Origin of the sequence: Enterococcus sp. DIV1375a, assembly GCF_051712205.1 — a bacterium.
GTDB classification, from domain to species: domain Bacteria; phylum Bacillota; class Bacilli; order Lactobacillales; family Enterococcaceae; genus Enterococcus; species Enterococcus faecalis.
On record NZ_JBIOOM010000001.1, the window covers coordinates 410703 to 423408 of the forward strand.

Genomic DNA, 12706 nt, shown 5'->3' on the forward strand with positions numbered 1-12706 from the left:
AAAGAAATGAGCTTAACAATTGAACATTTAACAGGAGGTTACGGCCATATTCCTGTCTTAAAAGATATTAATTTTGACGTCAAGTCTGGTGAAATGGTTGGTTTAATCGGCTTGAATGGTGCGGGGAAAAGTACCACCATCAAAAATATTATTGGGTTACTTACGCCGCAAAAAGGCAAAATTATGATTGACGGGGAAACATTGCAACAAGCCCCTGAAGAATATCGTAAAAAAATCGGGTATATTCCGGAAACACCTTCTTTATATGAAGAATTAACATTGAAAGAGCATATCGAAGTAACGGCCTTGGCTTATGATATTCCATTAGAAGAAGCGTTCAAACGAGCAGAACCATTACTAAAAACGTTCCGTTTAGACAATAAATTGGAATGGTTTCCTGCTAATTTTTCAAAAGGCATGAAACAAAAAGTCATGGTACTTTGTGCATTCTTAATTGAACCGAGTTTATATATTATTGATGAACCTTTTCTAGGCTTAGATCCTTTAGCAATTCATGCTTTATTAGAATTAATGGATGCGATGCGTAAGCAAGGGGCAGCGATTTTAATGTCCACGCATATTTTAGCAACAGCTGAAAAATATTGTGATCGCTTTGTGGTGCTACACGAAGGAAAATTACGGGCAAACGGTACAATGGCTGAATTACGTGCAGAATTTAATTTACCAGAGTCTTCTTTAGATGATATTTATCTTGCCTTGACGAAGGAAGAAAAGGTGGGGTAACATGGGCGAATTTTTTAGTCAACGTTTGTCACGGCATTTCAAAAAAATGTCCAAGTACTTGCGCTATATTTTAAATGATCATTTTGTTTTAGTCTGTATGTTTTTATTAGGCGGATTAGGTCTGTACTATTCCCAGTTGTTAAAAGAATTACCTCGTGATTTTGTTTGGGGCAGACCGTTAATTCTGTTGAGCTGGTTGCTACTCATTCAAGTTGGTAAGTTGGCTACTTTGACAGAAGAGCCCGACAAGGTGTTTTTATTACCAAAAGAAAAACAATTCGCTGCTTATCTGAAACGGGCGCTGCGCTACTCTTTAATTTTACCGATTGTGGTCAGCTTTCTAGGAAGTGGCCTATTGATGCCGTTGATTGTAGTCACAACGGGTTGGTCGTTTCAAACCTTCTTTTTATTTTTGGTCATGCTAGTTTGTATGATTTATACACATCTTAGTTTACAAAGCTACGGGCTCTATCATCTTTCGTCAACCACTTACCGTAGTTGGTGGTTCGTTTGGTTGATCAGTAGTCTCTTGATTATGACGGGAGCCATTTACTGGACGCCTTGGGTTGGTGTGATTGGTAGCATCATTCTGGCCGTTTGTTTATCGAGTATTTGGCAAAATAAGATGAAACAGAGTTTCTTGGATTGGGAAAAAATGATCCAAAAAGAACAAAACAGAATGCATAGAATTTATAAATTCATTCAGTTGTTTACAGATATTCCTGAAGTGAGTAGTACAGTAAAACGTCGTAAATACTTAGATCCTCTCCTCGGAGTAGTCAAAAAAACATCTGAGAACACGTATGCTTACTTATTCATTCGGAGCTTTTTACGAGGTAGCGAATATAGTGGCCTATTGTTTCGCTTGATTTTGGTTGGTGGCGTGCTACTCTTCTTTTTACAAGAATTCTGGATTGCGTTGGTAGTTGCTTTATTGTTTGTCTATTTAATCGGGTTCCAGTTGATTCCCATGTACACGCAATTTGATTATATGGTGATGACACAGCTATATCCAATTTCAATAGAAAAAAAACAAGCAGCAATTCGCCGGTTAATTGGCGGCGCATTGTCTGTTGCGGCCATTATTTTTGGTGGGATTGTCTGCCTTCGTTTAGGCAATTTGCAAAATAGCTTGCTCATTCTGGGTGCCTTAATTGTAGAAGTTGTGATTTTCACTGAAATGTATGTTCCAATGCGCTTGAATAAGTTATAAAGATGAGAAAACCCAGCAAAATTTACAAAAGAACCACATAGAAGCTTGACGAAGCAAGGTTTGGCGACTAAAATGGTAATTGCTGTAAAAATTGCAATAAAATTGTGTTGAGATAGGAGATAATTTCCATGGAATTTCAGTTGGATAAAGACTGGCGTCTGCAGCCGATAAAGGGCGCAACTGGTCAAACATACATGGGAATAAAAGAAACAGAGAAAGTGTTCATTAAACGAAACACTTCTCCACTTCTTGCAGCATTGTCTAAAGAAGGGTTAGCCCCGAAGATGATTTGGACAAAGCGGACAGCGAATGGCGACGTACTAACAGCCCAAGAATGGCTGGAAGGACGTTTATTACATGCGGACGAAATTGGCAAACGCAATGACGTGATTGACGTGTTATACCAATTGCATCATTCTAATTTGCTGAAAGACATGTTGAAAAAAATTGGTGGCGAAGTTTGTACCCCGCTAACAATGTTGAAAGAGTATAAGCGTCAACTACCTAAAGAATTAAAACGAAACAGTTATTTAAAAGAAGTAATCACTTATTTATATAATCATTTACCAGAATATCCAGAAACTAGCTATGTGGCTGTCCACGGCGATGTGAATCATCGGAATTGGTTAGTCTCGAATAATTATCTCTATTTAGTAGATTGGGATTCTGTGATGGTCGCGGACCCAGCGGTAGATTTAGGAATGATTTTGAGTCATTATGTGCCTCGTTCCGGTTGGAATCAATGGTTACTATCTTATGGTTTAATTCCTAATGAAAGTACAGTTCAACGAATTTATTGGTATGGTTTATTTAGCTTTTTACAAGAGATTGTTCGTCATCACCAAGAGGGCGAAAGAAGAGCAATGACTGCAGAAATTTTACAATTAAAACGAATGTTTAGTAGTTAAACTAATTCATTTAACATCCACACAGGCTGGCGAATTTCACCAGTCTGTTTTTAAAAGAAAGGAATTTTAAATATGCGTGTAAGAAATAGACCCGGAGCAGCAGAATATATGGCAAAATATCCACAATATGTGGTAGAAGGTCCTGAAAAATGGCAAGGGAAATGGCAAGAACGTTTTGGCAATAATCATCCCATCCACATTGAAATTGGTTCAGGTAAAGGTCGTTTTATTTATGAAATGGCTAAAGCACATCCTGAAATTAATTATATTGGTATCGATATGCAATTAAGTATTTTATCGATTGCATTAGATAAGCTAGTGGCCGAGCCGTTACCTAATCTACAGTTATTGCGAGTAGACGGCGAAGCATTAACAGAATATTTTGCTGAAAATGAAGTAGATTTAATCTATTTAAATTTTTCAGATCCTTGGCCAAAGAAAAAACATGAAAAACGTCGTTTAACGTATAAAAACTTTTTAGCGACAGATGAAATTATTTTAAAACCAAATGGAGAAATTCATTTTAAAACGGATAATCAAGGGCTCTTCGAATACTCATTAAGTAGCTTTTCTAAATATGGCATGATTATTGAACGTGTATGGCTAGATTTGCATAATAGCGAGTTTGAAGGCAACATTATGACAGAATACGAAGAAAAATTTTCTAGTCGTGGTCAACGAATTTATCGAGTAGAAGCACGTTTTGTTGCAAAATAAAAGAGGTCGGGACAGAACCGTTTAGCTCCGAGAAATAAGAAGAAATTTCCAAAAATTGCTCTTTAATTTTTGGAGAATTTCGGCTTATTTCCGAAGGAGTTGGTTCTGTTCCCGCCGTTTATCAGTTTTTGAGCGTGGAGCAAAAATCCAAAGTGATTTTTGTCCCACGCTCTTTTTATTATTTAAGAAAGCCTAAGTTGTCGTTCTTAGAGCATAGGCATCCAATAAAATTCTTGCCAGAATGGATAGTGGTAATCGTGAACGCACTTCATAATCGGGGAAAAAGGAGCCTTCTGATTTGAAACCCACGAACGGAATTTCAATATATTTCATTAAACTAGAGTGTTTGCTTGCAGTTAAAAGGATAGTCCCAATTTCTGAGTCGTAACAGTTTTTACCAGCGACAACTAATTCTTGAGTTTCTCCGTTTAAAGAAACAAAAAGAGCCACATCTTTTTTTGATAACTTTTTACTAATATTTTTAATAATTTCTGGGTCCGTATGCAGCTCACAGTATTTGCCAGCCAATTGAAACTTAACCATCATTTCCTGAGCAATTAATTCTGAAAAACCTCTAGCAAAGATAATAATCCGTCGAGAAGCCTTGATTTTTTGGATCGCATCTTCGATATTACCAATTTCAATCATGTTAATCGTACGAGTTACTTCTTCTTCATTCTTTAAAATGGCTGTCCGAATTCCTCGGTCTACTTTTTCTAATGCTGAAAAATTTATATTTTGGTTTTCTTTATCTTTCAAGTGATGCTTGAAGGATGTGAAACCTTCATAGCCTTTCTTTTTCATGGTTCTTACAATCGTCGCAGTTGATACGTTGGCTCGTTCGCTTAATTTTACAATGGAATAATCAGGGATTTCTAAAATATGTGTTTCGATAAAATGCCAGAGATATTGCTCTGACTCACTCAATTTTTGTTCCATAATGGCCAGCCCTTCTTTCTTTCACTAAAAAAACATTTATAAGCCTATTTTTAATGAAAAAAAATAAAAAAGCTAGAGGAATTATGAAATTGTAAATGTTTTCTATATTTTTGCGAAAGAATGAAAACCTTTACATGGTATTTTGAGACATAATAAAGAGGAGAAAGGAGGAACTACAGTGACCATTTATACATGTACATTAAATTTAGCCATTGATTTATTTATCGAAACAGAAGAGCTAGTTCCTTTTGTCGTGAATCGCACGAAGGAAGATGATATTCAAGCAAACGGGAAAGGAGTCAATGTTTCCCTAATTTTAAAGATGTTAGGGATTGATAATACCGCTTTGGGAGTCAAAGCTGGTTTCACTGGGAACTATGTCGAAGATTATTTAAAAGAAAAAGAGATAACCACTGATTTTATCGAAGTCACTGGCACAACGAGAATCAATGTGTTTACAAAAGTTACCCAAGATCAAAAGGAATACAAATTAGTCAATAAAGGACCAAAATTATCTGAAGAACATGTACAACGTTTTTTGAAAAAAATTTCAGAGTTACGTAAAGGGGATTATTTGTGCGTATCAGGAAGTTTACCACAAGGGGTTTCGCCAAGTATTTTGATTGAAATTAGCCGAATTTGTTTTGAAAAGCAGGTGTTCTTAATTTTAGACAGTAGTTATGAAGAAATTTTAGATTGTTTGCCTTATCAACCATTTTTATTGAAACCAAATGAAGAAGAACTTCAAGAGTGGTTTCATACAGAAGTGCAGACTAAGGACGATTACATTTTTTATGGACAAGAATTACTGAAGCGGGGAGCCAAAAATATTTTACTTTCTTTAGGTAGTGAAGGGGCTTTATTTATAAATAATGAAAAGGTTCTTTCAGGTAATTCACCAACTGGAATGGTTGTGAATACAGCTTGTTCAGGGGATGCAATGTTAGGTACCTTTTTAGCTGGCTGGCATCAAGGACTTTCATTGGAAAAAAATTTAAAAAGAAGTATTGCAGCAGGTAGTTCAACAGCATTTCGCAAAGGATTGACAGATTTTTCAGATGTTCAGGAGTTAGAGCAACAAATAAAGATTCAAGAGGAGGAATAAACAGATGGCTACGTATCAATTAATAGCTGCTACAGGTTGTCCGACGGGAATAGCGCACACGTATATGGCACAGGAGGCATTGGAACAAGCTGCGAAACGTAAAGGTATTACGATTAAGGTTGAAACACATGGTCAGATTGGTATAGAAAACGAGTTAACACCTGCAGAAATCCAAGGAGCGGAGGCAGTCATTATTGCCGCCGACAAAGACGTTCAAGCAGAACGTTTTGCTGGGAAACGAATTATTGATGTCCCTGTCAGTGTGGGGATTAAAGAAGCAGATCGCTTAATTGAAGAAGCACTCGCAGGCAAAGGATCGATTGCGGCCGAAAACCAAGCAGTGGACGAACTTGAACAGGAGACACAAATTTCTTCAGGAAATGTTGGACATAGTATTTATAAAAACTTAATGAATGGCGTTTCTCACATGTTGCCGTTTGTAGTAGCAGGCGGCGTTTTAATTGCTCTTTCTTTTGCTATTTGGGGTATTTATTCATTTGATCCAGAAAGTAGTCAGTATAATGCTACCGCTGCTATGTTAAAAAGTATTGGTGATGCCTCAATGGGCATGATGGTGCCAATCTTATCTGCGTATATCGCAGAGGGGATTGCGAAACGACCTGGTTTGGTTGTGGGCTTTGTCGGTGGTTTGATTGCTAACACTGGTGGTACTGGCTTTTTAGGAGGGATATTATCTGGTTTCCTTGCTGGGTATTTCATTCTTTTATTACAAAGAGTATTTAAAGGTTTGCCTAAATCATTAGATGGTTTAAAAGCAATTTTCCTTTATCCAGTCATTGGCGTTGCAGTTATTGGTATCACTATGTCTTTACTAGCAGATCCGATGAAAGCTGTTAACGAAGGAATGATGAGCTTTTTAGCTAGTTTCCAAAACTCCAGTCCGTTGGTTTTAGGAATAATTGTGGGTTGTATGTGTGCCTTTGATATGGGAGGTCCAGTTAATAAAGCGGCCTATGTTACTGGAACGGCACTCTTAGCTCAAGGAAATACTTCTTTTATGGCAGGAGTTTCTGCTGCCTGCATAGCGCCACCTTTAATTACAGGTTTTGCTACATTATTCTTTGGAAAATACTTTGACACAAATGAACGCAATGCGGGGCTAGTGAACTTTATTTTAGGCTCCACACATATTACAGAAGGCGCTATTCCATTTGCGGCAAAAGACCCATTGAAGGTTTTACCAATTATGATGCTCGGATCTTCAATTGCGGCAGTCCTAACGTATATGTTTGGGGTACAAGTGCCAGCACCTCATGGAGGATTTCTTGTTTTACCAGTTGTTACTCACGCTGTTCAATGGGTTCTGGCAATTTTAGCTGGTTCATTGGTAGGCGGTTTATTGCTAGGTTTTGTACAAAAAAGTAGAATCGCCAAACAAGAGCAATCGTTATCAAAAAAATGAAATAACAGGAATTAGGAGTGAATGGAATGGCTTTTATTAAAGAAAATCATATTTTTTTAAATCAACAGTTACAAACGCAAGAGGATGTTTTTCACTTTTTAGCAAAAAAATCAACAGAATTGGAAGTTGCTCAGGACGCACAGGAAGTTTTCGATAAACTGAACGAGCGAGAACAAGAAGGAACAACGGGGATGATGAATGGATTTGCGATACCTCATGCAAAAGCAGCAACGATTCAACAAGCGGCCATTATCATCGTTACCTTGGACCAAGGTGTTGAGTGGCAGAGCCTTGACAACCAATTAACGGAGTTTGTGATTGCGCTGTTTATTCCAGATGCCGAAGCTGGCACGACACATTTGAAATTACTCTCTTCCGTTGCGCGCCTCCTATTAAGAGAAGAAGTTACTTCTGGACTGAAACAAGCAAGTTCGCCAGCTGAAATTGCTACGTTACTAAATAATCAATTAGGAGAGGAAACAGAATGAAAAAAATTAGTGAACAAAAACGTAAACATTTAGAAAATCTGGTAGATGATCAAGGGATTATTGGCGCACTAGCCATTGATCAACGTGGGGCCTTAAAACGCATGATGGGAAAATACAAAGAGGTGACTGCGCAAGAAATCAGTGACTTTAAAGTATTAGTATCTCGTTGCTTAACACCAGAGACTTCAGCAATTTTGTTGGATCCAGAATATGGCCTAGCTGCTGCTGAAAATCGAGCACAAACTTCAGGTTTGTTACTTGCGTATGAAAAAACGGGCTACGATGCTTCGACACCAGGACGGTTACCCGATAGTCTTGATGTTTGGTCGGTTAAGCGTTTAAAAGAAGCGGGCGCAGACGCGTGTAAATTTTTACTTTATTACGATGTTGACGAAAGTGAAGCAATCAATGAACGAAAGAAAGCTTATATAGAACGGATTGGTTCAGAGTGTTTAGCCGAAGAAATTCCATTCTTTTTAGAAATTGTCTCTTATGATGCAAACAATTCGGATAGTGATTCAAAAGAATACGCTAAAGTAAAACCGCACAAAGTAATTGAAGCGATGAAAGAATTTTCAAAGGATCGCTATAATGTTGATGTTTTAAAAGTAGAAGTCCCTGTGAATATGAATTTTGTAGAAGGTTTTGGCACTGAAAGTCTTTATAGCCAAGATGAAGCGCAGGCCTTTTTCAACATGCAAAGTGAAGCAACACAACTTCCATTTATTTTCTTGAGTGCAGGGGTTAGTGCTGCGATGTTTCAGGAAACATTGAAATTTGCAAAAAAAGCAGGTTCCTCGTTTAATGGAGTCTTATGTGGTCGCGCAACTTGGGCAGACGGCGTGCTTCCATTTGTTCAACAAGGTTCTGAAGCAGCCGTTGCGTGGCTTGAAACAACTGGTAAAACAAATGTTGAAGAATTGAATCAGGTTTTAAGAGAGAGCGCAGTATCAGTCTTTGAAAAAATACAGTAATTAAGCTGAAAATATTTACTGAATTTAAACTATTTGGTCATCTGAATTAAATTTTTTCAGAAATCGTCTTCTTTAAGTGAACTCAATGTACGCAAACTCAAAAGATATGATATAATTATTTTGATATCGATGTATGAACACCCAAAAAGTAACAGTGCTTTACTTTATTTGGGGAAAGTTGGGGTATTATGGGAATTCCTAAAGAAGGCGAGTTTGTAACCATTCAGAGTTATAAACATGACGGACATTTACATCGAACGTGGCGTGATACGATGGTACTAAAAACGAGCGAGTATTCTTTAATTGGTGTGAACGATCACACGTTAGTAACGGAATCCGACGGACGTCGGTGGGTGACTCGTGAACCAGCCATTGTTTATTTTCACAAGAAATATTGGTTCAATATAATAGCAATGATTAGAGAAAAGGGGGTTTCGTATTACTGCAATCTGGCTTCGCCATATGTTTTAGATGACGAAGCATTGAAGTATATTGATTATGATTTAGATATCAAGGTTTTTCCAGATGGTGAAAAACGTTTACTAGACGTTGATGAATATGAATTTCATAGCAAACTAATGGATTATCCAGAAGATATTGACTTCATTTTAAAAGAAAATGTCAAGACTTTAGTGGATTGGATTAATAACGAAAAAGGCCCCTTCTCGCCCGAATATGTAGATATCTGGTATCAACGTTATCAACAGCTATCAAAAAAATAGCCGATGTAAACAGCCCACAAAAGGAGCTTGGAGCATTAGCCAAAATGGCTAATGCTCCAAGCTCTAAATTTTCCGATTTAATTGGTGTTATAGTTCTTTATTCATTTCGTAGTGTTCAATGCCAGCATCCAAAAAAGGTGCTCCTGTTTTTTGGTAACCTAAACGTTCATAGAAGCCTACAGCGGTGACTTGTGCTCCTAGAGTAATCTTGTGGTAGCCTTGTTCTTTGGCAAAAGTTTCCGCCGCTTCCATAATCACTCGTCCATAGTCGGCGCCACGGTAAGCTTTTTCAACGGCCATTCGTTGTAATTTCATAACGCCATTTTCTAGTGGAAGCAAGCGACAAGTTGCGACAGCTACATGATCCGTGTACAAAACAAAGTGAATACAACGTGCTTCATATTCATCGATTTCCATCTCTTCTGGTACCCCTTGTTCCGCTACGAATACGCGTTGACGAAGCCGGACAGCATCTAAATAAAGATCACTCATGGTATCTTTTGTTTGAGCTACATGCATAGAAAAACCCCCAAGTTCAGAATCTGTTTCTATTTTATTATACCACGAAAAAGTTCTAGAAATGAAGCATTCTCAATGACTGAGGGGGGAAGGTGTGATAAAATAAAACAGCAACAATTGAATAAAAATAAAGGAGGAGCCGCTGTGATTAATCGATTTAAAGAATCGAAATTATTTTTCTGGTCAGTTGAATTACTTGTCGTGGCCATGCTATTATTTATTGCTTCGAAAATTAATTTCTTATTTGCACCGATTGGGACATTCTTTTCAACGTTGTTTGCCCCAGTCTTAGTAGCAGGCTTTTTGTATTATTTACTAAATCCTGTGGTCAATCTACTAATGAAGACGAAAATGAAACGAATTTATGCCGTCTTACTGGTATTTTTATTACTAATCATCGCATTAGTTCTGATTTTATTAACAATTATCCCTAAGTTGGCAGATCAGCTAGCTAGTTTAGCATCAAGTATGCCGGATTTCTTTAAACAAGTGGAGACCTGGATTTATGAGATTGCGGAGTTACCTATTTTTAAACAAATTGATTTAACAAGCTATATTGAAAAAATGGATATTTCTTATGCAAATATTATCCAACAATTTTTAAGTAGTTTATCAAGTAGCTTAGGTTCAATCGTATCAACGGTGGCGTCAACCACTATTGTTTTGGTCACTGCGCCATTTATTTTATTTTATATGTTAAAAGATGGAGATAAGCTAGTACCAGCGATCCAACGCTTTTTACCTGAGAAAAGAAAAGATGATATTGTGGATCTTTTAGGACAATTGAACCAAACCTTATCCAGTTATATTAGTGGACAAGCGATTGAATGTTTATTTGTCGGTACATTTACGATTATTGGGTATTCATTGCTTGGCGTTCGTTATGCCTTTTTATTTGGTGTCATTGCCGGCTTTACGAATTTGATTCCCTATCTAGGCCCTTATCTAGGATTAGCGCCCGCTGTCTTAGTGACCATCTTTAATGAACCCGTCAAAGCAGCCTTATGTTGTTTAGTGGTGCTAGTGGTTCAACAATTGGACGGAAATATTATTTATCCAAACGTTATCGGAAAATCTCTAAAAATCCATCCGTTAACGATTATTTTAATTTTATTGGTAGCAGGAAATTTAGCAGGTTTGCTAGGTATTTTCCTCGGTGTCCCATTTTACGCAATCTGCCGGACCATTATCTACTATGTTATTGATATGGTCAAAGCGGGTCGTAGTGAAAAAGTTACCAATGCCGTTCTTTTAGGGAATGAAACAAATACGAAAGAAAATAACGGTTAATGATTGAATCCGCTAATCTTTCGTGCTATGATTTTATGGATTAGGATAGAAAATAACCTGTCATAATACTGATTGTGTCTGTTTCTAAGCCTAACCATAAAAAGAGGAAGAACGTTAAAAGAGTACGAAAGTACAGCCTCGGAATTATCAACAATTAAGGAGAGAGAGAACATTATGAATAATGCTGACCCTGAGAGTCAGTCGCTAATTGCGCAACTTCTATTATTAGTCGTGTTGACGTTTATCAATGCCTTTTTGGCAGCGGCGGAAATTGCAGTCGTATCTGTTAACAAGAATCGTGTGGAACAAAAAGCGGAAGACGGCGACGCAAAAGCTCAAAAATTGCTTAAGGTATTGCAAGACCCCAATAACTTTTTATCCACAATCCAAGTAGGGATTACTTTGGTTAATATCCTATCTGGTGCTTCATTAGCAGAGACTTTATCTAGTCGTTTGGCCCCTGTATTAGGTGGCGGCGCCGCAGCTAAGAGTCTTGCCAGTATCATTATCTTAGCGTTGTTAACGTACGTTTCCATTGTATTTGGTGAATTATATCCTAAACGAATTGCCATGAATAAATCAGAAGAAGTCGCTCAATTGACTTCTGGTGCAGTCCGCTTTTTAGGAGTTATCGCGCGTCCCTTCGTTTGGTTGCTATCGGCTTCGACCGATTTATTATCCAAAATCACACCAATGACTTTCGATGATGCCGATTCGAAGATGACACGAGATGAAATGCGCTACATGCTTGAAACAGAAGGTGTTTTGGAAAACGAAGAACTAGAAATGTTACAAGGTGTCTTTTCATTAGATACAAAAGTGGCACGAGAAGTAATGGTTCCTCGGACAGACGCATTCATGGTTGATATCCAAGATGATGTCCAAGAAAACATCAATTTAATTTTAGGAGAAAATTATTCTCGAATTCCTGTTTATAGTGAAGACAAAGATAAAATTGTTGGTATTTTACATACCAAAACGTTACTAAAAGCTGCACGTAATTTAGGCTTTGAAAACATTGAATTAGGCGCAATCATCCAAGAACCATTATTTGTCCCAGAAACCATTTTTATTGATGATTTACTTTATGAGTTAAAACGAACACAAAACCAAATGGCGATTTTACTAGATGAATATGGCGGTGTTGTCGGTTTAGCAACACTGGAAGATTTACTAGAAGAAATCGTTGGTGAAATTGACGATGAAACAGATGAAGTAGAAAATTTATATACACAAGTGGCCGACAATGAATATTTGGTTCAAGGGCGCATGTTAATTGACGAATTTAATGAAGTATTTGAAACAGATTTACACATGAGCGATGTTGATACAATGGCAGGTTACTTAATCACAGCATTAGGAACCATTCCTGATGAAGGGGAAAAACCTTCTTTTGAAGTGGGCAATATTAAGTTAACTGCTGAAGAAATGGAAGGCACACGTTTGCTAGTCTTACGCGTTCATTTCTACGATGAAGAAACTGTCGATGAAGAACCAGAAGAAAATCGTCGTTTTTTCCGTAAAGAAATGGAAGATGACGAACCAAGACGTTAAAAATAACCTGTGACATCAGTCGTTTTGACTAATGTCGCAGGTTTTCCTTTTAAAAAACAGCCAACAGCAGCTCTTTATTCTCAAGGCTTGACATGATATACTAGCAAAGG

13 protein-coding genes are annotated in these 12706 nt (G+C 37.4%); 11 read left to right on the forward strand and 2 right to left on the reverse strand.

Going from position 1 to position 12706, the window contains the following annotated elements; all coding sequences use genetic code 11:
* Positions 1-6: 6 nt before the first annotated feature.
* The 4 genes from IGJ63_RS02080 to trmB all read left to right on the forward strand — a co-directional run bounded on the left by IGJ63_RS02080 (position 7) and on the right by trmB (position 3582).
* A complete protein-coding gene (locus IGJ63_RS02080; protein ID WP_101732163.1) occupies positions 7-744 on the forward strand; it encodes an ABC transporter ATP-binding protein in 738 nt (245 codons plus the stop codon).
* 1 nt (position 745) lies between these two features.
* Positions 746-1957, forward strand: coding sequence for an ABC transporter permease (locus tag IGJ63_RS02085; protein WP_101732162.1), 1212 nt, complete (start codon positions 746-748; stop codon positions 1955-1957).
* 128 nt (positions 1958-2085) lie between these two features.
* Positions 2086-2865, forward strand: coding sequence for a phosphotransferase family protein (locus tag IGJ63_RS02090; protein ID WP_002355531.1), 780 nt, complete (start codon positions 2086-2088; stop codon positions 2863-2865).
* A 72-nt stretch (positions 2866-2937) separates the two neighbouring features.
* Positions 2938-3582: a tRNA (guanosine(46)-N7)-methyltransferase TrmB gene (gene trmB, locus IGJ63_RS02095; protein ID WP_002355532.1), complete on the forward strand. Its 645-nt coding sequence runs from the start codon at positions 2938-2940 to the stop codon at positions 3580-3582.
* Between the two features lie 192 nt (positions 3583-3774).
* Here trmB and IGJ63_RS02100 read toward each other — a convergent pair whose 3' ends face one another.
* Positions 3775-4521, reverse strand: coding sequence for a MurR/RpiR family transcriptional regulator (locus IGJ63_RS02100; protein ID WP_002363162.1), 747 nt, complete (start codon positions 4519-4521; stop codon positions 3775-3777).
* Between the two features lie 178 nt (positions 4522-4699).
* Here IGJ63_RS02100 and pfkB point away from each other — a divergent pair, with 178 nt between their 5' ends.
* From pfkB to bph, 5 genes are all read left to right on the forward strand, one after another.
* Positions 4700-5626: a 1-phosphofructokinase gene (gene pfkB / locus IGJ63_RS02105; RefSeq protein WP_025194201.1), complete on the forward strand. Its 927-nt coding sequence runs from the start codon at positions 4700-4702 to the stop codon at positions 5624-5626.
* 4 nt (positions 5627-5630) lie between these two features.
* The gene (locus tag IGJ63_RS02110; RefSeq protein ID WP_002355535.1) at positions 5631-7049 is read left to right on the forward strand and encodes a PTS fructose transporter subunit IIC; all 1419 of its coding nucleotides are present in this window, start codon (positions 5631-5633) and stop codon (positions 7047-7049) included.
* A 26-nt stretch (positions 7050-7075) separates the two neighbouring features.
* A complete protein-coding gene (locus tag IGJ63_RS02115) occupies positions 7076-7537 on the forward strand; it encodes a fructose PTS transporter subunit IIA (protein WP_002382981.1) in 462 nt (153 codons plus the stop codon).
* Positions 7534-8511: a tagatose-bisphosphate aldolase gene (lacD, locus tag IGJ63_RS02120; RefSeq protein WP_002419981.1), complete on the forward strand. Its 978-nt coding sequence runs from the start codon at positions 7534-7536 to the stop codon at positions 8509-8511. The genes IGJ63_RS02115 and lacD overlap by 4 nt, the downstream gene beginning before the upstream one ends.
* Positions 8512-8699: 188 nt before the next feature.
* Positions 8700-9233, forward strand: coding sequence for a biofilm phosphatase Bph (gene bph / locus IGJ63_RS02125; protein ID WP_002355538.1), 534 nt, complete (start codon positions 8700-8702; stop codon positions 9231-9233).
* A gap of 87 nt (positions 9234-9320) precedes the next feature.
* Here the strand turns inward: bph and IGJ63_RS02130 are convergent, their stop codons facing one another.
* Entirely contained in the window at positions 9321-9752 is a 432-nt protein-coding gene (locus tag IGJ63_RS02130) for a GNAT family N-acetyltransferase (RefSeq protein ID WP_438745869.1), read from the reverse strand.
* A 75-nt stretch (positions 9753-9827) separates the two neighbouring features.
* Between IGJ63_RS02130 and IGJ63_RS02135 the strand changes: the two genes are divergently transcribed.
* On the forward strand, positions 9828-11042 hold the full coding sequence (locus IGJ63_RS02135; protein ID WP_002384914.1) for an AI-2E family transporter: 1215 nt from the start codon (positions 9828-9830) through the stop codon (positions 11040-11042).
* A gap of 174 nt (positions 11043-11216) precedes the next feature.
* Positions 11217-12596: a hemolysin family protein gene (locus tag IGJ63_RS02140; RefSeq protein WP_002363168.1), complete on the forward strand. Its 1380-nt coding sequence runs from the start codon at positions 11217-11219 to the stop codon at positions 12594-12596.
* Positions 12597-12706: the final 110 nt, after the last annotated feature.

Bases quoted from the DNA above. Each gene is read 5' to 3' on its own strand.
- IGJ63_RS02080 (WP_101732163.1), top strand. From the start codon at position 7: ATGAGCTTAACAATTGAACATTTAACAGGAGGTTACGGCCATATTCCT.
- IGJ63_RS02085 (WP_101732162.1), top strand. From the start codon at position 746: ATGGGCGAATTTTTTAGTCAACGTTTGTCACGGCATTTCAAAAAAATG.
- IGJ63_RS02090 (WP_002355531.1), top strand. From the start codon at position 2,086: ATGGAATTTCAGTTGGATAAAGACTGGCGTCTGCAGCCGATAAAGGGC.
- trmB (WP_002355532.1), top strand. From the start codon at position 2,938: ATGCGTGTAAGAAATAGACCCGGAGCAGCAGAATATATGGCAAAATAT.
- IGJ63_RS02100 (WP_002363162.1), bottom strand. From the start codon at position 4,521: ATGGAACAAAAATTGAGTGAGTCAGAGCAATATCTCTGGCATTTTATC.
- IGJ63_RS02110 (WP_002355535.1), top strand. From the start codon at position 5,631: ATGGCTACGTATCAATTAATAGCTGCTACAGGTTGTCCGACGGGAATA.
- IGJ63_RS02115 (WP_002382981.1), top strand. From the start codon at position 7,076: ATGGCTTTTATTAAAGAAAATCATATTTTTTTAAATCAACAGTTACAA.
- lacD (WP_002419981.1), top strand. From the start codon at position 7,534: ATGAAAAAAATTAGTGAACAAAAACGTAAACATTTAGAAAATCTGGTA.
- bph (WP_002355538.1), top strand. From the start codon at position 8,700: ATGGGAATTCCTAAAGAAGGCGAGTTTGTAACCATTCAGAGTTATAAA.
- IGJ63_RS02130 (WP_438745869.1), bottom strand. From the start codon at position 9,752: ATGCATGTAGCTCAAACAAAAGATACCATGAGTGATCTTTATTTAGAT.
- IGJ63_RS02135 (WP_002384914.1), top strand. From the start codon at position 9,828: ATGACTGAGGGGGGAAGGTGTGATAAAATAAAACAGCAACAATTGAAT.
- IGJ63_RS02140 (WP_002363168.1), top strand. From the start codon at position 11,217: ATGAATAATGCTGACCCTGAGAGTCAGTCGCTAATTGCGCAACTTCTA.